At 55.4% G+C, this 25,123-nt stretch carries 18 protein-coding genes; 11 read left to right on the top strand and 7 right to left on the bottom strand.

What is annotated here, in order from left to right:
• Positions 1-3: 3 nt before the first annotated feature.
• Positions 4-570 carry a hemerythrin domain-containing protein gene (locus K3729_14660; GenBank protein ID UWQ98661.1) on the bottom strand — a complete coding sequence of 189 codons (567 nt, stop codon included), beginning with the start codon at positions 568-570 and terminating at the stop codon, positions 4-6.
• A gap of 284 nt (positions 571-854) precedes the next feature.
• Here K3729_14660 and K3729_14655 point away from each other — a divergent pair, with 284 nt between their 5' ends.
• The 5 genes from K3729_14655 to K3729_14635 all read left to right on the top strand — a co-directional run bounded on the left by K3729_14655 (position 855) and on the right by K3729_14635 (position 6,412).
• A complete protein-coding gene (locus K3729_14655) occupies positions 855-2,489 on the top strand; it encodes a peptide ABC transporter substrate-binding protein (GenBank protein UWQ98660.1) in 1,635 nt (544 codons plus the stop codon).
• An 86-nt stretch (positions 2,490-2,575) separates the two neighbouring features.
• Positions 2,576-3,499, top strand: coding sequence for an oligopeptide ABC transporter permease OppB (gene oppB / locus K3729_14650; protein ID UWQ98659.1), 924 nt, complete (start codon positions 2,576-2,578; stop codon positions 3,497-3,499).
• Positions 3,500-3,511: 12 nt separating this feature from the next.
• The gene (locus K3729_14645) at positions 3,512-4,438 is read left to right on the top strand and encodes an ABC transporter permease subunit (protein UWQ98658.1); all 927 of its coding nucleotides are present in this window, start codon (positions 3,512-3,514) and stop codon (positions 4,436-4,438) included.
• Entirely contained in the window at positions 4,401-5,408 is a 1,008-nt protein-coding gene (locus K3729_14640; GenBank protein UWQ98657.1) for an ATP-binding cassette domain-containing protein, read from the top strand. Before K3729_14645 ends, K3729_14640 begins: the two co-directional genes overlap by 38 nt.
• Positions 5,405-6,412 (top strand): ATP-binding cassette domain-containing protein, encoded by a 1,008-nt coding sequence (locus K3729_14635; GenBank protein ID UWQ98656.1) that lies wholly within the window; start codon positions 5,405-5,407, stop codon positions 6,410-6,412. Before K3729_14640 ends, K3729_14635 begins: the two co-directional genes overlap by 4 nt.
• 73 nt (positions 6,413-6,485) lie before the next feature.
• Here K3729_14635 and K3729_14630 read toward each other — a convergent pair whose 3' ends face one another.
• From K3729_14630 to truA, 3 genes are all read right to left on the bottom strand, one after another.
• Positions 6,486-11,246, bottom strand: a complete 4,761-nt coding sequence (locus K3729_14630) for a translocation/assembly module TamB domain-containing protein (protein UWQ98655.1) — start codon at positions 11,244-11,246, stop codon at positions 6,486-6,488.
• Entirely contained in the window at positions 11,243-13,039 is a 1,797-nt protein-coding gene (locus K3729_14625; protein UWQ98654.1) for an autotransporter assembly complex protein TamA, read from the bottom strand. Before K3729_14625 ends, K3729_14630 begins: the two co-directional genes overlap by 4 nt.
• A gap of 136 nt (positions 13,040-13,175) precedes the next feature.
• On the bottom strand, positions 13,176-13,946 hold the full coding sequence (truA, locus tag K3729_14620; GenBank protein ID UWQ98653.1) for a tRNA pseudouridine(38-40) synthase TruA: 771 nt from the start codon (positions 13,944-13,946) through the stop codon (positions 13,176-13,178).
• Positions 13,947-14,044: 98 nt separating this feature from the next.
• On the opposite strand from truA, the gene K3729_14615 reads away from it, so the two are divergent.
• From K3729_14615 to K3729_14605, 3 genes are read left to right on the top strand one after another with little or no spacing between them, the layout of a single operon-like run.
• Positions 14,045-15,457: a YcjX family protein gene (locus K3729_14615; GenBank protein ID UWQ98652.1), complete on the top strand. Its 1,413-nt coding sequence runs from the start codon at positions 14,045-14,047 to the stop codon at positions 15,455-15,457.
• The gene (locus tag K3729_14610) at positions 15,454-15,882 is read left to right on the top strand and encodes a GNAT family N-acetyltransferase (GenBank protein ID UWQ98651.1); all 429 of its coding nucleotides are present in this window, start codon (positions 15,454-15,456) and stop codon (positions 15,880-15,882) included. The genes K3729_14615 and K3729_14610 overlap by 4 nt, the downstream gene beginning before the upstream one ends.
• Positions 15,883-15,884: 2 nt before the next feature.
• Complete coding sequence (locus tag K3729_14605) at positions 15,885-16,886, top strand: YcjF family protein (protein ID UWQ98650.1); 1,002 nt, start codon at positions 15,885-15,887, stop codon at positions 16,884-16,886.
• Here the strand turns inward: K3729_14605 and K3729_14600 are convergent.
• The gene (locus K3729_14600; GenBank protein UWQ98649.1) at positions 16,883-17,875 is read right to left on the bottom strand and encodes a DUF2125 domain-containing protein; all 993 of its coding nucleotides are present in this window, start codon (positions 17,873-17,875) and stop codon (positions 16,883-16,885) included. The two genes, K3729_14605 and K3729_14600, sit on opposite strands and share 4 nt — an antisense overlap.
• Positions 17,876-17,939: 64 nt before the next feature.
• Here K3729_14600 and K3729_14595 point away from each other — a divergent pair, with 64 nt between their 5' ends.
• From K3729_14595 to K3729_14585, 3 genes are all read left to right on the top strand, one after another.
• Positions 17,940-18,470 carry a gamma-glutamylcyclotransferase gene (locus K3729_14595; protein UWQ98648.1) on the top strand — a complete coding sequence of 177 codons (531 nt, stop codon included), beginning with the start codon at positions 17,940-17,942 and terminating at the stop codon, positions 18,468-18,470.
• Between the two features lie 137 nt (positions 18,471-18,607).
• On the top strand, positions 18,608-19,714 hold the full coding sequence (locus K3729_14590) for a biopolymer transporter ExbB (GenBank protein ID UWR01075.1): 1,107 nt from the start codon (positions 18,608-18,610) through the stop codon (positions 19,712-19,714).
• Positions 19,715-19,716: 2 nt separating this feature from the next.
• Complete coding sequence (locus tag K3729_14585) at positions 19,717-21,675, top strand: peptidoglycan -binding protein (protein ID UWQ98647.1); 1,959 nt, start codon at positions 19,717-19,719, stop codon at positions 21,673-21,675.
• Here K3729_14585 and K3729_14580 read toward each other — a convergent pair.
• The gene (locus K3729_14580; protein UWQ98646.1) at positions 21,672-22,622 is read right to left on the bottom strand and encodes a M23 family metallopeptidase; all 951 of its coding nucleotides are present in this window, start codon (positions 22,620-22,622) and stop codon (positions 21,672-21,674) included. The genes K3729_14585 and K3729_14580 overlap by 4 nt on opposite strands.
• 13 nt (positions 22,623-22,635) lie before the next feature.
• Positions 22,636-24,957 carry an ATP-dependent Clp protease ATP-binding subunit ClpA gene (gene clpA, locus K3729_14575; GenBank protein ID UWQ98645.1) on the bottom strand — a complete coding sequence of 774 codons (2,322 nt, stop codon included), beginning with the start codon at positions 24,955-24,957 and terminating at the stop codon, positions 22,636-22,638.
• Between the last annotated feature and the right edge of the window lie 166 nt (positions 24,958-25,123).

Here is a 25,123-nt window from a genome sequence, read left to right as displayed (position 1 = left end):
GCGTTAAATGTCCGGCGCGCCATACTTCAGAACAACGGGCACAACCAGTTCTTCCTCATCTATCAAGTGACGATCCAAGAGTTTTTCGAGACTGATCAGTTGTTTGCGAAAGCGATCAGTCGCGGGGATCATCTTCAAGCTTTGGTCGCGTTGGTTCAGAACATCATTCGCGGCTTCCACAAAATCGTTGAGGTGCCCATCAATCGCGTGGTGGTCCTTGTCCAAAATGTCAAAACCGCCTGATATGCGGCTGTCCAAGCCGATCAGTTTGGGGAAATATTGCGTGTCTTCAATGGTGTGGTGGCCATGAAGCTGTTGCACAAACATGCCGCCATAACGTGACAAGTGGGCCGCATAAGCACGTGGGTCCATGGTGTTGTCGAGCATTTGTTCAGCTTCATCAGTCATCTGTTTTAGAATTCTGCGGAACATCAGATGCCGATCCAGCCAAAATCGCATTAGTCCGTCAAAGCCAGGATCGTGTTCCCAGCTGGACCTCGGATATGATTCCAAAAGGACGCGCAGGGCGTCGGGTAGCTTGGTGCGAATTGAAAGGTCAGTTTGATCCATATGCTGCACCTAGGTCAATTTCGGACAATGTAAAACATGGCCCCGATTCGCGCATAAGATGATCGGCCTCGGATCATAAAGTATCGTTAAAGTGGCGTTGGTTGAAATATTGATGCGTTTTATTGCCTATTTTTGTAGCTGACCTAACGTCCTTCGCTGATCAAAAAATGTCGCTTGCACTTTTACACGGCGTCCCAAAAGATACCCCATCAACGCCGCATTTTTATCAGCGGCGACCAAAACGCACGACCAGCAAATGGTCGGACACCTAGGGAGACTTCCAAATGACACTGACAACGTTCCTTAAAGCCACCACAGCGGCATCGCTTGTGCTGGCAGCAAACACCGCATTCGCAGACGGCCACGCGACGCACCCTGAAACGGGCGAAGCACTGGCGACTGAACAGACATTCACATACCGCGTTGGCGACGAAAGCCCGTCCTACGACCCGGGCCTCACAGAAGACGTTGATGGTTCTGCCGTTGTCCGTGACCTGTTTGAAGGCCTGATGAACCAAGACGCCGAAGGCAACCTGATTCCGGGTGTCGCGACTGGTTATGAAGTGTCCAACGAAGGCAAGACATACACATTCACACTGCGCGACAACGCAAAGTGGTCCAATGGCGACACAGTGGTTGCAGGCGATTTTGTTTACGCATGGCAGCGTGCGGCGTCCCCAGAACTGGCGTCACCATACGCGTGGTACATGGAACTGATGTCCATCGAAAACGGTGCTGAAGTCATCGCAGGCGATAAGCCAGTCACCGATCTTGGTGTGTCTGCACCAGACGACACAACGCTTGTTGTGAACCTGTCCCAGCCGCTGCCGTATTTCGCGCAAATGGTTGTTCACGCAACAACTTTCCCAGTGCACCAAGCGACAGTAGAAGAGTTCGGTTCTGACTGGACGTCCCCAGAAAACATCGTGTCCAACGGCGCATACAAGCTGTCTGAATTCGTTCCACAGGAAAAACTCGTGCGCGTGCGCAACGAAAACTACTGGGACAACGAAAACACCATCATCGACACCGTGACCAAGCTGGTTATCACCGATGAAAACATCGCGCTGACACGGTACCTTGCGGGTGAGCTTGATCAGACAGACGTCCCAGCAGGCCAGTTCCCACGCTTGTCCGCAGAACGTCCTGACGAAGCCGTTTCTGTCCCGTCTGCGTGTTCCTACTACTACACGATCAACATGACAGACACGACGAACCCTGCGTTGAAAGACGTCAACGTGCGTCAAGCGCTGTCCATGGCAATCGACCGCGACGTGATTGTTGAGGCTGTTCTGGCTGGCGGCCAGAAACCTGCCTACACGTTCACACACTGGGCGACTGCTGGCTTTGAAACACCAGACACCCCAATCGCAGGCATGACGCAGGAAGAGCGGAACGCCAAAGCGGTTGAGCTGATGACTGCTGCTGGTTACGGCGCGGACAACCCGCTTGATCTGAACCTGATCTACAACACCAACGAAAGCCACAAATCTGTAGCGATTGCTGTGTCCCAGATGTGGAAGCAGACATTGGGTGTGGAAACAGAACTGGCAAACCAAGAATGGCAGACATTCTTGGAAACACGCGGCAACCAAGACTATGAAATTGCACGTGCAGGTTGGTGTGCTGACTACAACGAAGCGTCCACATTCCTTGACCTGATGCAGTCCGATTCAGGCTACAACGATGCGAAATACGCAAACCCACGCGTAGACGAATTGATGGCAGAGGCGAAGACGTCTGATAACCCACAGGCGGCTTACACCGAAGTAGAGCAGATCATCGCAGAAGACCTGCCGATCATCCCGATCTACCACTACGCTGAAGTGAACATGCAAAACGCCGCTGTTGGTGGCTGGCCGTTCACAAACTTCCAGCAGAACTGGTACTCAAAAGATCTGTATAAGATCGCTGAATAAGCAACTTTGATTGCTGGCACGCCTCCGGTTTCAGACCGGGGGCGTGTTCCCTATTTTACGCACTTTGCAATGCGGACACCCATGACATGTTAAGCTTTATCGCCCGACGCCTTGCCGTCGCCATACCGACGTTGTTGATCCTCGTGGTCCTGTCGTTTGTGCTGATGTACGCAGCCCCCGGCGGCCCTTTCAATTCCGAACGCCCGTTACCGCCTGCTGTTTTGGCGAACATCGAAGCCAAGTACGGACTTGATCAACCGTTCTGGAAGCAGATCGTGAATTACGTGGTCGGTGTCGTGACCCAATTCGATTTCGGCCCGTCGTTCCAATACAAAGACCGCAGTGTAAACGACATTATTTCGCAGGGCTTTCCTGTGACGTTGACCTATGGCGCTTGGTCTTTTCTTGTTGCGGCTATTGTTGGTGTCTCGGTCGGCGCTGCTGCTGCGATCAAACAGAATTCGTGGCTGGATTATCTGGCCGTTGGTTTCACCATCGGTGCGCAGGTGCTGCCTAACTTCGTTATGGCCCCGATCCTTGTGTTGATCTTCACACTTTGGCTTGGGTGGTTGCCTGGTGGTGGCTGGAATGGTGGCCAGTGGGAAAATCTGATCATGCCCGTGATCGCGCTATCGACGTCGTACATGGCGTCCATTGCACGGATCACGCGGTCGTCGATGTTGGAAGTTCTGAACACGAACTTCATCCGCACGGCACAAGCAAAGGGTCTGTCACCTGCACGCGTCATTTTCCGTCATGCGTTGAAGCCTGCGATCTTGCCTGTGTTGTCCTACCTCGGGCCAACGTTTGTTGGGATGATCACGGGGTCGGTTGTGATTGATATCTTCTTCTCAACGGGCGGTATTGGTCGCTTCTTTGTGGATTCCGCGTTTAACCGCGATTATTCCGTGATCATGGGTATCACCATTTTGGTGGGGTCTTTGACTATCCTGTTCAACCTTCTGGTCGATGTGCTTTACGCATGGATCGACCCGAAAATCCGGTACTAAGGGGGCAGGGCGATGTTACCACAAGCAAAAGATGTCGAAGCTGTTGGCGACGCCATGCAGCTGGCCGAAATCCAAGGTCGGTCGCTTTGGGCCGATGCCCGCACGCGGTTCTTCCGTAATAAAGCGGCCGTGTTTGGGCTGATCCTGTTGGTGTTCGTCATGGCCTTTGCCTTATTCGGCGGGCTGTTGACCGAATATGAGCGCGACGTCGTCGACTTTTCCCTGATGGGCGCCAACGCCTACAAAGGTGTGCCGTCGCTGGAGACTGGCCATTTCTTCGGCACAGATGCGTCGGGCCGTGATCTGTATGCGCGTGTTGTGCAGGGGACTGCGATTTCGATTATGGTTGGCATCGTTGGTGCGGCCGTGGCGGTGATTGTTGGTACTTTGTACGGCGCGACGGCTGGCTATTTTGGTGGTCGTGTTGACGGGATCATGATGCGGACGGTGGACGTGCTGATGTCGATCCCGTTCATGTTTGTTCTGATCTTGATGCTGGTGATTTTCGGTCGGTCGATGTTCATGTTGTTCCTTGGGATCGGCCTGATTTCATGGCTCGACATGGCGCGGATCGCACGGGGCCAAACGTTGACGATCAAGAACAAAGAATTCGTAGAGGTCGCACATGCAATCGGTGTGCATCCGGCGAAGATCATCTTGCGTCATATCGTGCCCAACCTTTTGGGGATCGTCGCGGTCTATGCCACGCTGTTGGTGCCGCAGCTGATCATTTTTGAAAGCTTCATCAGCTTCCTTGGCCTCGGCGTTCAAGAACCGAATACATCGCTAGGTGCGCTGCTGTCAGAAGGCGCGTCCAACATGTTTAACGGCACAATCTGGCAATTGCAGTTTCCGCTGATCGCCTTTGTGCTGACCATCTTTGCGTTCTTCTTTGTAGGCGATGGCCTGCGTGACGCACTCGACCCTAAGGATCGCTGAAATGGCACTTCTGGACATCGAAGACCTGAAGGTCACGTTCAAAACCGCAGATGGCGAAGTCAATGCTGTGAACGGTGTCAGCTTTGGCATCGACGCAGGTGAAACCCTTGCGATTGTGGGGGAAAGCGGATCGGGTAAATCACAGACCGCCTTCGCCACGATGGGTATTCTGGCGCAAAACGGGCGGGCGACTGGCCGCGCGATGTTTGACGGAAAAGACCTGCTTACGATGAAACGGCGGGAACTCAACAAGATCCGCAGTCAAGACATCGCAATGATTTTCCAAGACCCGATGACATCACTGAACCCGTATTTGCGGATTTCGGATCAGATGGCCGAAGTCCTGCAAATCCACAAAGGCATGTCAAAACGCGCGGCGGTCGCCGAGGCGGCCAAGATGCTTGATGCCGTGAAAATTCCCGATGCAAAGAACCGGATCACTATGTATCCGCACGAATTTTCTGGTGGCATGCGGCAACGTATCATGATCGCGATGTCGCTGCTCTGTCAGCCGAAGCTGCTGATCGCGGATGAACCGACTACTGCGCTGGATGTGACTGTGCAGGCGCAAATCATGCAATTGTTCGATGATATTCGCGATGATTTTGGCACGGCAATTATTCTGATTACGCATGACCTTGGCGTTGTTGCCGGTTTCTGCGACCGGACGCTTGTGATGTACGGCGGTCAGGTGATGGAAGAGGCGGAAACTGGCGTGTTGTTCAAGTCTCCGACCCATCCTTACACCAAAGGGTTGTTGCAGGCCGTGCCACGGCTCGACCGTGCTGATGCGGCCTTGCAAACCATTGCTGGTGAACCGCCCGACATGTCGCGCTTGCCTGTCGGATGCCCGTTTTCGCCGCGCTGTTCAGTGGTGATGGACCACTGCCCATCCAAACGCCCGCCGTTGGAAGTCTTCGGTGATCGCCGCCGCGCCTGCCACCTTCCTGCTGAAGAGGTGATGTCATGACTGGACCTATCCTATCGGTAAAAGACCTATCTGTGACATTTGACGTGCGCAGACCCGGATCGTGGCCTTGGACTCCGCCGCTGAAATTGCATGCGGTGTCAGAGATGTCGTTCGATCTGCAACCTGGCCAATGCCTTGGCGTTGTGGGCGAAAGCGGGTCGGGTAAGTCGACGCTTGCGCGCGCGATCGTCGGAACTGTGCCCAGCACTGGCGGCCAAATCAATTTCGAAGGCGCTGATCTGGCAAATATGGACACACGGCAACGTCGTGTTCACCGCCGCGACGTGCAGATGATTTTTCAAGACCCGTTGGCCGCGTTGAATCCGCGCATGACCGTCGGTGAAATCATCGCAGAGCCGCTGATCACCCACGAACCGTCTACGCCGCGTGCCGAGGTCAAAGCCCGCGTGCGCGAATTGATGGAACGGGTCGGGCTACTGCCGAACTTGATCAACCGCTACCCGCATGAATTTTCTGGCGGTCAATGCCAGCGGATCGGGATTGCACGTGCATTGATCCTGAAACCCAAGTTGGTGATTTGCGACGAACCTGTGTCCGCCTTGGATGTGTCCGTGCAGGCACAGGTGGTCAACCTGTTGATGGAACTGCAAAAAGACCTGAACCTGTCGATGATTTTCATCGCACACGATCTGTCTGTGGTGAAACATATCTCGGACGATATCATCGTGATGTATCTCGGGCGGCAGATGGAAAAGGCGGATGCATTCACGCTGACGACAGCGCCGGAACACCCTTACAGTCAGGCGCTGATTTCGTCCGTGCCGATCCCCGATCCTGTGCTGGAAAAGGCGCGTGTGCGTCCCATCCTAGATGGTGAATTGCCATCGCCGCTTGCCCCGCCATCGGGCTGTGTGTTCCGCACGCGCTGCCCAAAAGTACAGGCGTCGTGCGCAGGTGATCGTCCTGTGATGCAACAACTGGGGCAGGGACACGAGGTTGCGTGCCCGTTCCACGAACCGCTACAGGTGTTGTCGGCAGGCTGACGCCTCCATTCTTTTGGCCCTCAATATCCCCGCCGGAGGCACTTATTGCCTGCGGCGGGCGATACGTTTGTATTTAGTAGTCACGCTCAAAGAAAATCCCGATACTTGTCTCACCGTCCGCATCGACCGTACCTTTGGCGGTGATTTCGTCGGTGATATCGAGGTTCAGGTTAATCTCGGTCTCGCCTTCGGAATTGATCGTCACGTCTGTATAGACGTTCTCGGACAGATATGCGCCCGCGCGCACCGCGGCGTTACCGTCTTCATCGGTCGTTACATCAAAGTCATCCAGACCCAGTTCCTGCCGAAACCCGTCGATCAAACCGCCGCCGCCGCGTCCTGCCAATGTACCGACCGCAGCCGCCAATTGAACGGCCTGTAAGGGACTGATTTCAGACAGGTTGCGGCCGAAGATAAGCTGCGCAAGGACTTCGTCCTGCGGCAATTGCGGGGTCGATTCAAAGCTGACTTCGGGGGCGTCAGCCGGACCTTCCACGATGATCCTGATTTGCGTGCCAGTCCGCGCCTCTGTTTCTGCCACAAGCCGGATATAGGGGGAAAAATCACCTTGAAGTGACGCGACGCCTTCTGCCAATTCGAACCGCTGCTGCAGAATGTCTAGCCGACCGCGTATCAATGAAAATTGCCCAACAGGCACGATGTTTGCGGTTGTTCCACCAAGCGACAGGCTGCCGCCCAATTCCGCATCAAGGCCACGACCACGGATAAAGATACGCGATGGCGCGTTCACCGTGATATCGAGCGGGAAGGCGGTGCCGGATGTCCCGGACTGCGTGGTTTCTTCTGGCAGTGTCACGCCCGCTTTGTCCAAAGTGCGTTGCACGCGACCGTTCTGCCCGATGTGAACCACATCCGGCAAATCGCCAAGTGATCCAACGCCGGAAGATGGTACCTGCACATCTGTCTGACCAAGCGTCAGTGTGCCTGCGATGTTTGCACCACCGCTTAGCGGGCCGCGGATCGCAACTTGGCCATCGATGCTGGTTTCATAAAGTTCAGGATCGCGCACGATGACGTTGTTTAATCGTGCGGTGACATCTGCTTGCATGCTGCCCGTCAGTCCGATTGGTCCGGACACGGCGATGTTGCCGCCCGATGGCACGTTGCCAGTGACAGAAAGCTGTGCCGTCCCATTGGACAGGCCGATATTGCCGGAAATATCTTCAAGCGCTTGCGCGAACGTCGGCGCGGACAGTCTTGCGTCGTTGATCGAGACGCGACCTGACACAGCTTCAAGCGACGCGGGCCCGTTGATGGACAGGTCAAGCGTCGCAGTTCCATTGACGCTACGCGGGGCGATAGCCGCGTTGGCCAAAGCCAACGGCACGATCCCGTTTACGTCGATGTTCAGATCACCACCGGAGGCCACTGTGCCATCTGCGCGCGCGGTTATCCCGCCCGGACCTGTGCCATCAACGTTCAAACCGATGGTCCCGTTAGATGCCACCGATGCGGTGCCGGTCGCTGTCACAGGACCGCTAAGTTGATCCGTAAAGATGCCAATGTCACGCAGCCGCGCATTAAACTGCCCACTGCTGTTCCCATTGTCGCTCGCGTCCAGATTTCCGTTCACGGTGACGTTGTTGGTGCTGGCGGCTAGATTGCTGATCCGGATGCCGTTGCTAGTCCGCGCAGCTGTAAGATCAAGCGATCCCGCGCCGCGTAGCAACAGGTCAGCGGTCGGATTGCCGATCGCAAGATCGCGGGTCGCGACGTCGATGTCGGCGGAAAATGCGCTGAGATCCGGAAGAACCGATCCGACAACGTTGGCATTCACACTACCCAAAACAGGCTGACCAATCAGCGGACGATAGGCAGACAAATCATTGATGGCGGCCTGTAGCGCGCCACTGATTTCGTTGGTTTCTGCGGCAATTGTGACATCCGCATTGATGTCGGCACCTGGGGCTGTGACATCCGCGTCGACGGTCCAGTCGCCGTTCGCGGACTGGTCGGCTTGCCCCTTGGCTGTGGCAGGTCCGTTGATGCCGTCTGCGACAAGACCGATGTCCTGCAGGTTAAGATCAAAAGTGCCCGTTCCGCCTTGTTCGAGCTGTGACAATGTCGCGTTCAAATCAAAATGCGGGGTGCTGGCCTGCAGGGCGGGGATGGTGATCCCCGTCGCATCGCGTCGCGCGATGCCCTGAACACGACCTTCGCCCGATAGCAACGGGTCAACTTGGCTGACGCCGGTCTGCAAGTCGCGCGTTGCCACGTCGAGCGTTACATCAAGTTCGGAAAGATCGGGCAAAAGCCGCCCTGAAATGTCCGCCGTGACCCCGCCGCTGACCGGCTGACCGATCAACGAACGGTAATCGCTGAGGTCATTCACCCGCGCTTGGATATTGCCGGAGATTGCGTTCGTTTCGGGCGCAATCGCAACATCGGCCGTCAAATTTACGCCGGGTGCAGTGGCGGACGCATCGATAATCGCCACCCCGTCGGTGTCGCGCGATGCTGTTCCGATTGCCGTCAGTGGTCCTGATATTTCAGGCACAACAAGCCCCACGTCGGCAATCCGCAGGTTGAAATCCGCGTCGAGCGGGCCTTGGGTATCCACTGTCGCATCCGCATCCAGCGTGATCTGCGGCATGCGCAAAACAAGATCACGGGCGCGGTATTGCGTTTCGGTGTTGCGTTCCAATCCGACCGAAACGGTGCCGCGACCAGCAAGCAGGGGATCAAACTGGTCGATACCCATGACCAGATCGTTTGTCGTTGCCGACAATTCGCCGTTAAACCGCAGCCCTTCGGTCAACAGAACACCGGACAGTTGGGCGTCCATCGCCCCGTCCAACGGGCGGCCCGCCAGTGCAGCATAGGTGTCCAAGTCAGCGACATCTGCTGCGACATTTGCGAGTACGTTGTATCCCGTTTCGAGAGGCTGTGCGTTGCCTTTTGCCTGCAAGGTGACATCTGGGCCGTCGCCGGCGATATCAAAGGTCACAATCTTTTCAGCGTCTTGGGAAATTGTGCCACCAAGCGTGACCGGCCCTGAAAGGCTTTGCTCGACCAAATTGATATCAGATATTTGGGCTTGGAAACGTGCATCGCTCCCTTCGGAAGTCAGATCAGCATCCGCCGTAATCTGCGCCGCGTCAGTTGTGATTTCAAAAGTTTCCAATCGCGTACCGTCAGGGTCACGTACAAACGCGATGGAGATATCCCCGTCACCTGCCAGCAGTGGATCGGCCTGTGGCACGTCAACTGCGAGGTCGGTCGTCGTGCCTGCAACAGTGATGTCGTAAAGGTCGTTCAGTAAATCGACGTCCGCGTTAATGTCGACGTTGGCAGCACCAGCGAGATCTCGTCCCGCAAGTGTCGAAAACCGCCCCAAAGCGGACACGCGCAACGCTGATGTGGCGGTGATACGAATGGCTTCGCTTGATGTGCTGATCTGCGCGTTTGCGTCGGCTTCCAACCCAGGACCGCGAAGGGTGAGTTCTTCGATAATGAACGGTTCGTCCTCGACCCTGTTAGCCAAGATCGTGCCCGTGACCGCATCGCCAAAGGCCTGCGCCGTGCCGGGATCATCCAATTCCAAGCCGCTGGCCGCATATGTGAAATCGGCCGTGACGCGACCCGTTTGGTCAGCCCCTTCACCAGCCTGCAAAATGCCGCCGCCGGATAGGTCAATTTCCGAAATATACAATCCAGGGCGATCGTAGCCATTGATGACGAAGGACGCTGTCCAATCGTCGGAAACCGCTTGATTGTATTGAACATTCAGCGATACATCATCGACAAAGGTCTTCGGACCAGCAAGCGGCAGCAGAACAACATCGCCTGTCGGGTCGTTGATCTGCCCCGTCAGGTTTAAACGTTCAGGCCAGCCTTCGGCGCCGATCAACGCACCGCCAGTCAACCGCAATCGTTGGGCTGTGAGGTCAAGATCGCTGAGATCGAACCGACCGTCGGGTAGCTGGCGACCAGCTGCAACAAGATCGACATCGTCGCCAAAGAAGTCGTGGTAATCGCCTTCCAGCAACGGTGTCAGATCACCGCCGATGTTCAGTTGAAACCCTTGATTGTCGTCAATTGTCTCGAGCGCGAATTGGCCTGCAATCCGGTCCACACCGTCTGTTGCCAAGGCAATATCTGCTGCAAAGCTGTCGATGGGACCGTCGCCCGCAACGGTCAGCGCTAGTGCCGGTTGATCCGGAATATCAAGTTGTTTGGCGGCGATGCCGCTTGCCGCTTCGCTAACATCGAGGGTGAGATCGAGAAACGTTGTTTCGTTGCTGTAGCTTCCGTCGATGACAAAGCGCCCATCGGTTTCATCGAGGCGGATAGCGGTGACGTTGGCTGTGCCTTCACCGCCTTCAAGCGTCGCGCTTCCCGTGAGGCTGATGTTGACCGGTTCTCCAAGAAAACTTTCACCCAATTCGATCCGGTCGATCTGTAAGGTGCCCAGTTCGATACTGACGGGAAGTTCGGGCAACGCGAAGGGTTGCGATTCCGCCGACGGCGCCGTTGCTTCGGATATCGGGGCGCGTGCCACGATGATTTTGACCGCGCTCAATTGTTCGACCTCGATCCGACCACGCAGCAAAGCGGACCGGTTCCAATCCAGAACAACGTCTTCAAGCGTGAGCCAAACGCCGTCTTCGTCCGAAATTGTTAATCGATCAATGGTCGCTTCCGAACTGAGCGCACCGCGAAAACCCGAGATATTTACGCTGCGGCTGACCCCGGACAAGTTGTCTTCGATCAACGTGGTCAGGTAACTTTTGTCTTCTTCTTCCTGCGCAGTCTGGGCGATCATCGGGGCAGGGGCTGTGACAAGCGCACATGTGATCAGAAGGTATCTCAAAACGATTGTCCAATGCCGATGTAAACTTCTACGCGTTCGCCTGCGTTGCCGCCGGTTGTGGGTGTGGCAATGTCCAACCGGATCGGGCCGATGCCGGTGTTGTATCTGATGCCAAGACCCGCACCTGCGTGCCAATCCCCTTCTCCGAATGGATCTGAGGATTCGCCGACAAATCCCACGTCATAAAAGCCGACAACGCCAATGGCGTCCGTGACCCCGTAGCGGGCTTCTAGCTGTGCGCCAGCAAAGGACAATCCACCACGACCGACAGTTTCACCATCAATCACCGTGTCGATCCCGAGTGCGTTGTACGGTTGTCCGCGCACAGTGCCACCACCGCCAGAAAAGAAAAGGAAGTCTGCAGGCGCATCTTCCGCATCGGCCCCTAGGACGGTGCCAATTTGACTGCGGGCGGCCAATGTGAACCGGCCTTCTTCGCCAAAGCTGCGATAGCCCCGCGTGTCGGCAAACAGGCGTGCGCCATTGTCCGCGCCATCGATGCTAAGAAACGGAGTCGCATCAATGTCGATGTAGTAACCGTTATTGGCGTTTGTCGCATCGTCACGGCGATCGAGGGTCGCGCCCAGCGGCGCTGTCAGCAACGTAAATTCGCGCACACCGGCTTCGGTTTCTTCGCGCGCTGTGATCAACCCGAAACCGCCCGATATCTCAAGGTCTTCGCGGATCAATCGGGTCAGCGTGGCTTCCACAGCGGCTTGATCCAGAATGTAATCAGGTTCGTCTTCGCGGCTGATTTCAGCGGAAATCAGGAAGTCGGTATCAGGGCCGTAAACCGCTGGACGTTTCAAACTTGCATTCAGCCTGTAATCGACGCCCCCCGTTTCGCCGCCAATGCCGGAAACCTCAGCGCCCACGCGAAACTGTTCCGCGCCGCCGAAATAGTTCCGATGAAGCCAGTAGGCCGACGTTCCCAGCCCTTCGATTGATGAAAGTTCAACGCCAAAACCAAAACGCCGTGGCTTGGCCTCTGCGATTTGGGCGGTGATCGGCAACACATCACCGGCTGCGATGTTTTCGGCTTCGACCAAGGCAACACTATCGAAGGCACCGGTGTCGCGCAGTCGCCGTTCCGCCTTTGTCAGGTCGTCGGGTGAATACACCGATCCCGTCGGCAGGCCGGCGATTGCGACAATACGATCTGTTCGCACAGCGGTATTCCCGCTGACAATTAGATCGCCAAAGGTCAATTGCGGTCCCGTTGCGATGGTCACATTCACATCCAACGTTTCGTCACGGTGGCGTGCTGTGATCCGCTGACCATCAGCGGCTGCTTTGGCATAACCTGCGTCTTGCCAAGCTGTTACAACAGCGCTGACGGCGCTTCGGATCACGTCGGTGCTGGCACCTGATCCTGTGACAAATCCCGCGGGCAGAACAGCGGTGGACGGTGCTGGGCCAACAACGGCTTCTCCGAATTGAAACTTCGGACCTGGGGTGACGGAAATTGCGATGGAATTGATCGTTTGTGGGGCATCAAGTGCGGGAATGCCAGCCGCTTCGCGTCCGTTAACCAGAATGCCGATTTCGCCGCCATAGTATCCCGCAGAATAAAGCGCCGTCAGGATGCGTCGGTAGTCCGCGCGCGCGGCGGCAACGAGGTCTTGCGCTTGCGTGGTTTCTTCGCCTTTTAAGGCCAGAACCAATGACGCGGACCGCAATTCGCCTCTGAGGGTGTCGCTTGCATCACCTGCGTCGAATGTGATGTCTTGCGCCACCGCAGGAAGCGCGAAAAGGCCCAGAAGGCCTGTTGCCGTTGCGAAGGAAAATCTCATAGCCGCCCCAATAGTTCGTCGAACAACCCTTTGGGCGTCGATTAGTTCCTTGAACATTAGACTGTCGCGTCGCGCGGGAAAATGCGTGTTTTGATATTCTGGCGATAACTTGCGCTGTTTTCGATCACTTTTGCGGTTAATCTGCGAACGGGTCATCCGGATAAACCACATGAGCCAGATAAAGGCCCTGAGGCGGGCAGACGGGACCGCAAGCCGACCGGTTTTTTGCGGCAAGCGCGTTTGCCACATCTTCGGGTGCCCAAGCGCCCGTTCCAACACGTTCAAGGGTCCCGACAAAACTGCGCACTTGGTTATGCAGAAATGATCGGGCGCGGACGTCAAAGCGGTATTCAATGCCTTCGGGTTGCACGATGCGCGCGACGTCAAGACGGTCTAGCGTCTTAACTGGGCTTGCCGCCTGACACATCGTTGAGCGGAAGGTCGTGAAGTCATTTTCACCAAGCAAAGCTGCGGCACCTGCCTGCATCGCATCAAGGTCAAGGTCATGATTAACCCGCCAGAATTGCCCATGGCCAAATGTCAGCGGTGCCCTGCGGGCCATGATGCGAAAGATGTAATGGCGGGCCACGGCAGAAAAACGAGCGTGAAACGCATCGTCAACGCGGGCACATGCAACGATCGCAACGGGATCCGGCTTGAGATGGTAATTCAACGCTTCTGACAGCCGGAACGGATCCCAGTCTTTTTGCAGATCGCAATGGGCAACTTGCCCCCAACCGTGCACGCCCGCATCGGTGCGACCTGCTGCTGCGATCGTATGCGCACCCGGTTCCAGTTTGGCCAATGCGGCTTCAATCGCGCCTTGCACGGACGGTTGATCCGCTTGCCGCTGCCACCCTGCGAATGGCGCACCATCATATTCGATTTTTAAAGCAAAACGACCCATAGCGACCGATTAGGGGGAGCAACGGATGAAATCAATCCCTACCCAAGACAACGCGCTGCCCTTATCTATGGGGTAAGACACGCCAAAAGGGGACGAAATTGGTACTTGCCGCACTTGCAGACCAGATCACGCGTAGCGTTGATTTGGTAACGGACACCTTAAGCGCCCCTTTTTCTGATCCGGTCATCCGCCTTGGCGTGACCGGACTAAGCCGCGCTGGCAAAACCGTGTTTATTACGTCGCTGGTGGCAAACCTGATGGATCGGGGACGGATGCCGCAAATGCGTGCGGCGGCGGATGGGGCGATCCGCACGGCTTATTTGCAGCCGCAGCCGGACGATACGTTACCGCGTTTCGAATTCGAAGATCACCTGCGGCGGTTGACGTCTCCGACCCCAAGTTGGCCTGATGGAACACGGCATATTTCCGAGTTGCGCCTATCTTTGCGCGCGCAGCCAACGGGATTGTTGTCAGGTCTGTCGGGGCCGCGAACCGTTCATCTTGATATCGTTGATTATCCGGGCGAATGGCTGCTTGATCTGGGATTGCTGGACATCAGTTTTGCGGAATGGTCGAAGGCGGCAATCGCGCGTGCGTCTGGACGCCCCGGCGGCGATGAATTTCTGGAAACGCTCGGCGCGATAGATGCCACGGCAAAGCTGGACGAGACGCAGGCACAGGCGTTGGCCAAATCATATACGGCGCATCTGAATGCATCGCGAGAGGCCGGCTTTTCTGACTGTACACCGGGTCGTTTTCTGCTGCCCGGTGACCTTGCTGGGTCGCCGGTTCTGACTTTTGCGCCGCTGCCAGCGGGCAGTTGGGGGCGCGGGGCGCTGGGACGTGAATTGGAGCGCAGGTTCGAAAGTTACAAACGCAATATCGTTAAACCGTTCTTTCGGGACCATTTTTCAAAGATTGACCGACAGGTCGTCTTGATTGATGTTTTAGGTGCAATCCATGCCGGTCCACCTGCCGTTGCTGACTTGAAACAGGCGATGGCAGATATTTTAGGGGCATTCCGTCCTGGGAGAAATGCCTTTCTCACGCGTATCTTTCAGGGACGTCAGGTTGAAAAAATACTATTCGCGGCGACCAAAGCAGATCATTTGCATCACACCCAGCATCCTCAATTGACCGCGATCACAGAGGCATTGCTGCGCGAAGCGCGAGACAAAGCAAGATTTGCGGGTGCGCAAACCGCTGCCATGTCAATTGCGTCCTTGCGTACGACGGTTGAACAAACGGTAGAACATCGCGATGGCCCTTTGAACGTGGTTCAAGGTCAGTTGCTGGGATCTGGAAAGCAGGCCGCGTTTTACCCCGGTGATTTGCCGTCAGACCCGTCACATTTGTTGGCGCCAGCTGAAGAGGGGGCGCAGGCTTGGCTTGATGCGGATTATCAAGTGATGAATTTTGCTCCGGCCCCGCTGACATTGCGTCCAGGGGATGGGCCGCCGCATATTCGTCTTGATCGGGCCGCAGAATTCTTGTTCGGGGATCGTCTATGATCAGGCCCGCCGATATTTCGGATGCGGCGGTGATGGCTGAGGTGTTGAGCGGCTGGATCGATGCGACTCCTTGGATGCCGCGGATCCATACGCGTGCTGAAGATTTTGCTTTCTGCCAAAAACTAATCAACACGCGCGAAGTTTGGGTTGCAGACAGTCAAGATGGTTTCGGATTTCTGGCGCGACAGGCAGATAGCATCGACGCGTTGTATTTGGCACCGGAATTGCGGCGAAAAGGGTGGGGGACAGCGTTGTTGGATGCCGTGAAACAGGATCGCGAACAACTTACGCTTTGGACTTTTCAAGCCAGCAAGAACGCGATTGCGTTTTACGAGGCGAACAAATTTCACATTTCCGACCTGACGGACGGACAGGGCAATGAAGAAAAATTGCCAGACGCCTTCATGACGTGGACAAAGGATTGACCATGAGCAGCATAAAGAATCGCGGTCCAGTCTTGATTGATCTCGATAGTAAGAACGCGACTAACCCAGCGGATGCTGTGCCAGTCATTGATCTGCCTAATGCCGCCGATGGGGCCGCAATGCAGCAAGTCGCGGCACTTGCTACGCGCCGCCCGTCGCCCTTTGCAAAATGGTTTTGGTCATTTCTTTTGGCATTGCTGGGGTTTGTCGTTTCACTTGCAGCATGGGACTACGTCACTGGTTTGATTGCGCGTTCGCCGATCTTAGGTGGCATTGCAACGGCGCTGATCGCGGGATTTGTGCTGGTCCTATTAGGAATGGCGATCAGAGAACTCGCCGCGTTCAGCCGTTTGCAACGTCTTGATGGTATTCACAAATCTGCGGCTCGCGCGATGACCACCAACGATCTGGCCGAGGCGCGCAATGCCGTGACCCAATTGAATCGCCTTTATACAAGACGCGACGATACCGCGTGGGGGCGCGAAAAATTGGCCGAACAACAACACGATATGTTGGATGCAGACGGGCTGCTTGGGTTGGCAGAGAAGACCGTTCTTGATCCGCTGGATGCCCGCGCAACCCGCGAAATCGAAGCTGCAGCCCGTCAGGTCGCCACGGTGACTGCCCTTGTTCCACTGGCTTTGGCGGATGTTTTCACCGCATTGACGGCAAATCTGCGTATGATCCGTCGCATCGCAGAGATTTATGGCGGCAGGTCCGGTACGATTGGCAGCTGGCGTTTGACGCGCACTGTTTTCACACATCTGGTCGCAACAGGTGCCGTCGCAATTGGCGACGATATGATTGGATCAATCGCGGGCGGCGGGGTTCTGTCCAAGGTTTCGCGACGGTTCGGTGAAGGTGTGATCAACGGTGCACTGACCGCACGCGTCGGCGTCGCTGCGATGGAGGTTTGCCGCCCACTGCCGTTTCATGCAACGTCGAAACCGTCTGTCACAGCGTTGGGACGGCGGGCGTTAACCGGACTATTCGGAAGCGATTAGAACTTTGGCGATGGTCCCAATGGCAGCGGCCCCACGGACAGGTTTCCGTTCTGCACGGTGATTGGCAGAACCATCGTTTTCTCGCCTTGCGACAGGGTCTGCCCCATGGATTGCGCCATGAATTGATACTGCGCGGGCAACATGCCAGTCGATTGCACCCCGTCCAACAAACCCTGCCAATCGTTCAAAGTTAATGTAATCGTCCCGTCGGGCGTGCCCGTTTCGTCGACCGTGAAGCTGCCTTTGCCCGAAATTTCGAACGGGCCCCAGTTCATCGAAAACGCGCGCAAGTTCATACCGCGCAATTGGCCAGGATCGCTTTGCCAGACCGGTAACGTGTGGCGGTCCAAAGCACGATCAAGCGTGATGCCTGCATCAAATGTGACGTTCGAAATGGTCTGAGGCAATCCACCGTCAATTGGCAACTGTCCTAAGATCAAGGACGGCCAGACGACGTCAGTTGCTGTGAAGTACGCATCATAAGTATATGGTGCGGCGCTGCTTTCTCGGGCTGCGACAAGAAGGTCTGAAAGGGCTGAAAGCTGACCTTGGCCTAGTGCAAATGATAGCGATTGGGCCTCGGCTGAGACTTGGTCAAGCGACAATGACGTGTTCGCATTAGCGCTTACGCTTGCCCGTAATCCGGCGCTTTCGATGAGGATGGGGAGGCCGTCCAATGTGAGCGATTGTTCCGGTGGAAATGCGATGATCGCGTTATTCGGGCGGTATGACAGGGCGAGGACTTGCAACATTGATGTGGCATAGCTGGTCGATTGGTCCGGCGTCGTCACGTTGAGGTCGGTAACCGTTGTATCAAAACGGGAAGGAAACCCTCTTGTGCTCAGCGTGTCATATTCGACAGTCCAACCTTTATCGGTCATCTGTGTCAGTTGCGATTGCATCCCATTTTTCAAAGCGAAGGCCCCGGCGGCCCAGTATCCGCTGTAGATAAGTGCAATGATTGCCACAAAGTAAGTCAAACGCTTCATCAACGGCCCTTTCAATACTCGCCCAAGCAGTGTTTACAGGCGCGCAAGTAGAAGGACCAGCAACATGGCGTTTTGGGTATTTGGGTACGGGTCACTGTTGTGGAACCCGGGATTTGAACCGGCGGAAAAAGTACGAGCCACGTTAAAGGGTTACCATCGTTCTTTTTGTATGTTGTCGATACATCATCGCGGGACCGACGATGATCCGGGCCTCGTTTTGGCGTTGGACGAAGCCGATGCCACATGTACAGGATTGGCGCTGCGCGTTGATGATGAACATGCGGACGAGGTGCTGGCATATCTGCGCGAAAGAGAACTCGTATCCTCTGCTTATCTGGAAAAACATGTGACATTACATGCAGATGACGGGCGGGATATTGAAGCATTGGCCTACGTCATTAATCCCGGTCATGTCCAATATTGTCAGTTTGATCTTGAAAAGCAGGCGCAGATAATCGCGACAGCTGTTGGTGGTCGTGGTCCGAACACTGAATACCTTTACAACACTGCCGACCTGCTCGCCGAACTGAAAATTCCAGATAGCGATATGGATTGGCTTGTCACACGGGTCAGGCAGATCGCGGAAACTGCATAAAATCGTTTGGTTTCCGTATGTATCCGACTATGCTGCCCCACAAAATATAGAGCAGTAGAGGCCACACGCCCGTGTCAGATATGACTGAACGCAAACCCACACCGCAGTTTTCGCAACCGGTTGGGCAGATCACAATAATGCTTATCGTGCTTGGCCTCGTCGGGGCCGGGTTTTACGTCGGCCGCGGACCATTGCTTGCCATCTATTGGTCGAACCCCGTTCTGAATGGCGCAATCTTTGCGGTCTTTGTGATTGGTGTGGTGCTGTGTTTCCGGCAAGTCATCCAGTTGATGTATTCGGTGCAATGGATTGAAGGCTTTGCTGCGGAACGTGCGGGCCATCATTTGACCACGGCCCCTTCGTTACTTGCACCACTGGCGACACTTTTGCGATCACGCGGTGCGCGGACGCAATTGTCGTCATCTTCCGGACGATCCATTTTGGAATCGGTCGGTCAACGGATTGATGAAGTTCGCGAAATTACCCGCTATATTGGTAATACACTGATTTTTCTTGGCCTTTTGGGGACATTTTACGGACTTGCGACAACCGTTCCCGCATTGGTCGAAACGATCCGATCCCTCTCGCCAGAAGAAGGCCAAAGTGGTGCGGACATTTTTGGGCGATTGCAGGCCGGATTGGAAAGCCAGCTCGGCGGTATGGGCACCGCGTTTTCGTCGTCCTTGTTGGGACTGGCTGGATCGTTGATCGTGGGCTTGTTGGAACTTTTCGCGACACAAGGTCAGAACCGTTTTTATCAGGAACTGGAAGAATGGCTGTCGACGATTACCCGTCTGAGCGTTTCGGCGAATGATGATGGCGACACGTCTGGCAGCGGCGCACTTGCGGGATTCATGGAACATCTTGCCGAGCAGGTCGAGACAATGGCGGTCGTATTTTCGCAGTCCGATGCCAATCGGGCGATCATGGACGAAAGGCTGGATAAACTTTCGACGGCCGTCGAAACACTGGCCTACGGGCGCGAGGGTGGTAATGACCAGTCGGCACTGTTGCAGCGTATTGCAGAAGGGCAAGAGCGGCTGATCGAACGGCTTGAAGACGGTGGTGTCGATGGATTGGACGCGGAAAGCCGGATGCGTCTGCGGTCCATTGATGTGCAATTGCTGCGGGTTCTTGAAGAAATGTCCGCAGGTCGCCAAGAAACGATGGCTGACATTCGGGCGGATATCGCGGGACTTTCTCGCACAATTAAGGGCGCGCGTGGGCGTCCGCCGGCGGAATAATCATGGCGTTGTCGCGGCGATCTACTGGACGTTTCCAGAACGCGATCTGGCCCGGTTTCGTGGATGCGATGACCGGCTTGTTGCTGGTTCTGATGTTCGTCTTGACGATCTTTATGGTGATCCAATTCGTGTTGCGCGAAACGATTACCGGACAAGAAAACCAATTGAACGACTTGACTAGTGAAGTGGAAGCGCTTTCTTCCGCCCTCGGGTTAGAAGAAACAAGAAGTGCTGGTTTGTCGTCCGATTTGGACGTAGCGAACGCCGCGATTGAAGACCAAGCCAGCCAGATTATTTCACTGTTGTCAGAACGTGATGCTCAGGCAGAGGCGCTGACGGCCGCCGAAGGACAAATCACGTCGTTCGAGGCGCAGGTTGCGGGCCTTCTGGCCGATCGGGACACGGCAAATGCGACAATCGCAGACCTGACCGATGAACGCGATGGCGCCATCGCAGAAATCGAAGGACTGCAGGCAGAACAAGACAGATTAGCGACGCAGGCTGATGCGTTAAACCTTGCGTTGGCACAGGCCCGATCTGAGATTGATGTGCAGGTGGAACAGGCGCGGCTTGCTGCGGCACAGGCCGACGCATTGCAGTCGCTCGTGGATGATCTGGAAACAACTGCAGAAATTGAAGCAGGTCGGATCGCGTCATTGGAGGCCGACAATGCTGAACAAACACAGCAACTGACCGCGTTGGAAGCGCAACAATTGGCGGAAGCCGCCGCCGCCGAAGCGTTGCGTGAAAGATTGGCGAATGCCGATACGGAACTCACTGCCATGACGCTGGCATTGGAAGAAAAGCGGCGTGAGGCGGAAGATACGCTGACGTTGCTCGCTGCCGCAGATGCAGCACGTGCTGACCTCGATACGGAATTGGCCGCATTGTTATTGGCCAAACAGGCGGTGGAAGCGCAGCTTGCGGATACCGCCGAAGCAGAAGTGACCGGAAACTTGGCGGTGGAAACGCTGCAGGATCAGTTGGCTCAGGCTATTACCGAGAACCAAACATTGCAGGCGCAGATTGATGCGCTGACGCAATCGCAGACCCAGTCTGAAGCAACCGAATCCGACCTTGCCGCGCAATTGGCAACGGCCTTGGCCGCTGCACAGGCTGCTCGTGAAGAGGCAGAAAGCCAGACGACTGCCGCGCTGTCGCAATCGGAAGAAAGCGCACGACAAGCGGCGTTGTTGGCCGCTGCAAACGATGCTTTGTCGAATGAACAGGCCTTGTCAGCAGAAAGCCAACGCCAAGTTGCGTTGCTGAATGCGCAGATTACGCAGTTGCGCCAGCAGGTTGGCACGCTGCAAAGCTTACTGAACCTCGCTGAAGAAGAAGACGTAGCTGCAAATGTCCAGATCGAAGCGCTTGGCACACAGTTGAACACCGCGCTTGCGCGTGTGGCGGCAGAAGAACGGCGTGCACGAGCCTTGGAAGAAGCTGAAGCAGACCGTCTTGCCTTGGAAGCCGCACGTTTGTCCGCCGAGGCGCAAGACCTGGAACGGTTTAGATCCGATTTCTTTGGCCAACTGCGCGAAGTGCTTGAGGGCCAAGACCGCGTTCGCATTGAAGGTGACCGTTTCGTCTTTTCGTCTGAGGTTCTTTTCCAGCCCGGACGCGCGGAATTGTCGGATCTGGGGCGTGCTGAAATCGCCAATATCGCCAGCATTTTGCGCGATATCGCTGACGATATTCCTGATGGCATCGACTGGGTGATCCGCGTCGACGGGCACACGGACAATATTCCGCTTGGCGGAAATGGGCGGTATCGCGACAATTGGGAACTCAGTCAGGGCAGGGCGCTTTCAGTTGTCCGCTACATGACTGATTTTCTGGGTATTCCACCGAACCGTCTGGCCGCAAACGGTTTTGGCCAGTTCCAACCTATTAACACCGAAAACACGCCAGAAGCACGGGCACAAAACCGTCGCATTGAGCTGAAACTGACGGAACGCTAACGGATCTCTACGGTCGTCGTAGCGGTGTCGATGACCATTCCATCGCGCACCATTTTGATGTCGCCAAGATAGTCGCCGAAGGGCCACCCAGACTGAGGTGCACGGCGCCCTGTCGCGCGGAAAAGCTGTGCTTGATTTCGTTCGAGAACAACAGTTTGGTTGATAATTTGATCGTTGAGACCGTCGATCTTTAGGATGATTTCGTCCCCGACCCGACCGCCAAAAACGTAGCCCCACACGACCAAATCGTCAGAAGACGACAATGTCGTCTCATGTGCTGTGCCGGCCTTAACGGCGCTATATTCGGGGACCCCGGCTGCAAAACCTGCAGTGATCAATCCGCCTGCTGGCGCATCAATTGCGTCTGACCACAATTTTGTTTCAGACGGTTCGCCGCAGGTGATCGCGCCATCGGGGTCGAATGGATCAATGACGTTGCCATTGTGACGAACGGACAAGTGGAGATGTGGGAACTGCGTTTGGCCGGAAAGACCGACCTGACCCAAGATGGTTCCGATCGCGACCCTGTCGCCAGTCCCCACCGCGACCGACCCATTGGCGAGGTGGCAGTATTGTGTTTCCCAGCCATCACCGTGGCTGACCACGACACCGTTTCCGCATTCTTTACCGGTTACGTCGGGCGCGTTTTCGGCCGTCTGCAATATGTCCGCCATGCCATCACGCACGCCGCGCACGGTTCCGGGGGCCGTGGCAACGACATTCACGCCCTCAGTTTGGGCAGCGAGTGAGGGAAGGGCGAAATCCGTCCCCTTGTGCCCGTCATAAGTCAGTAGTCCGCAGGCGAAATCGGATGCACCAGCCGTTGGATCATGGTCGACCGTTTGTTGGATATGGCAGGTTTCCCCGAGCGTGCAATCAATCGGAAGCGCCAAAGGAATATCCCCCGCCGCAGATGTTGCGACGAGGGATACAAACGGTATTGCCATAATTGGCCGCACTTTAGTCGGCGGTCAGCAATGGTGGTTTGTCACCGGATCCCGCAATCTTGCCCTGTTCTGGTTCGATATACTTGAGATCAAGTTTGCCAGCTTTGACGCCAACTTTGACCAGACCACCTTTTGTCAGCTTGCCAAAGAGTAGTTCTTCGGCAAGCGGTTTCTTGATGTGCTCTTGGATGACGCGTGAAAGCGGGCGAGCCCCCATTTTTGCATCATATCCTTTGTCAGCAAGCCAGTCGGCTGCTGCATTGGTCAGCTCAATGTGCACGTTCCGGTCAATCAACTGCGCCTCGAGTTGCAGCACGAACTTTTCAACAACACGTAGGATCACAGGTTTCGGCAATGCGCCAAAGCTGATGATCGCATCCAGACGGTTGCGGAATTCAGGCGTGAAGTGCTTTTCAATCGCGATGGTGTCTTCACCTTCGCGGCTTTCACGACCAAAGCCCATCGCATTCTTGCTAAGTTCGGCAGCACCTGCGTTAGACGTCATGATCAGGATCACGTTGCGGAAGTCTGTTGTCCGGCCATTGTGGTCGGTCAATTTCCCGTGGTCCATGACCTGCAACAGAATGTTGTAGACGTCAGGGTGCGCTTTTTCCATTTCATCGAGCAGCAGTACGCAATGCGGGTTCTGATCGACGCCGTCTGTCAGCATCCCACCTTGGTCAAAACCAACGTAGCCCGGAGGCGCACCAATCAGACGCGAAACAGCGTGTTTTTCCATGTATTCGGACATGTCAAAACGCAGCAATTCAACACCAAGTGTATCGGCAAGCTGTTTTGCGACCTCGGTTTTACCTACACCGGTTGGCCCTGCGAACAGGTAGTTACCAATTGGTTTTTCAGGTTCGCGCAGACCTGCACGCGCCAGTTTGATCGCCGATGACAGCGCGGTGATCGCTTCGTCCTGACCAAACACGACACGTTTGAGCGACTTTTCGAGGTCTTTCAGAACCTCTGCGTCGTCCTTTGTGACGTTCTTTGGCGGGATGCGGGCGATCTTGGCGACAACGGCTTCGATTTCCTTTACGCCAATTGTCTTACGACGTTTGGATTCAGCGACGAGATGCTGCGCTGCACCCGCTTCATCAATCACGTCAATTGCCTTGTCCGGCAATTTACGGTCGTTGATATAACGCGCAGCCAATTCAACAGCAGTACGGATCGCATCAGCGGTGTATTTTATCGAATGGTGTTCTTCGAAATGTGGCTTCAACCCGCGCAGGATTTTCACAGCATCTTCGACAGATGGCTCATTCACGTCGATTTTCTGGAAACGACGCGCCAACGCACGATCCTTTTCAAAATGCTGGCGGAATTCTTTGTAAGTCGTAGACCCCATGCACCGCAGTTTACCGCCCTGCAACGCAGGTTTCAGCAGGTTGGACGCGTCCATAGCACCGCCAGATGTCGCACCGGCGCCGATGACTGTATGGATTTCGTCAATGAAAAGCACCGCATCAGGGTGGTCTTCCATTTCCGTCATCACAGCTTTCAGGCGTTCTTCAAAATCACCGCGATACCGTGTACCTGCGAGAAGCGCGCCCATATCAAGCGAATAGATTGTCGCGTTTGACAGGACTTCGGGTGTGTCCTTGTTCACAATCTTAAACGCAAGACCTTCAGCGATTGCTGTTTTACCAACGCCCGGATCACCCACCAAAAGCGGGTTGTTCTTGCGGCGGCGGCAAAGAACCTGGATGCAGCGTTCGACTTCATGTGACCGACCAATCAATGGGTCGACATCACCCTTGGCGGCCTTCGCATTCAAATCGACGCAGTATTTGGCTAATGCGGATTTTTCTTCTTCCGCTTCACCGCCATCAACGGTTTCCGCGTCTGGTGACCCTGTGACAGGACGGCTTTCGCCGAATGCAGGGTCCTTCGCCACGCCATGCGCAATAAAGTTCACTGCATCGTAACGTGTCATGTCCTGTTCTTGCAGGAAGTATGCCGCATTGCTTTCGCGTTCCGCAAAAATGGCGACGAGAACATTGGCGCCGGTGACCTCGGTACGACCAGACGACTGCACATGGATCGCGGCGCGTTGGATTACGCGCTGGAAAGCCGCCGTTGGCACAGCTTCGGAACCGTCCACATCTGTGATCAGATTGGAAAGATCGTCGTCGATGAAATCTTCTAGGTCTTTCTTCAGCTCGTCCAGATTGACCGCACAGGCCTGCATCACACGGGCCGCGTCAGGTTCGTCAATCAAGGCCAGCAAAAGATGTTCAAGCGTCGCCAGTTCATGTTTGCGCGCGTTGGCAAGCGCCAAGGCACCATGAATGGACTGCTCTAGTGTGTTCGAAAAAGATGGCACGTTGGGTGCTCCTTTTGATCGGGGGCTGATCCGACAGATGGGTCAACCGTGGCCTCTTATCCTTAAGGTCTGGTGTCGAAGCCGAACCTTCAAGGCATTTTTTTCAAAACACGCTCACTTTTTGGTTTAAAGTTGCGTGATCGTTAAGAATTCGGGGGCAATTGCC

The organism is Rhodobacteraceae bacterium S2214, assembly GCA_025141675.1.
Classification (GTDB): domain Bacteria; phylum Pseudomonadota; class Alphaproteobacteria; order Rhodobacterales; family Rhodobacteraceae; genus Yoonia.
The sequence above is the reverse complement of the archived record's forward strand: the minus strand, read 5'-3'. Positions and strand labels throughout refer to the sequence as shown.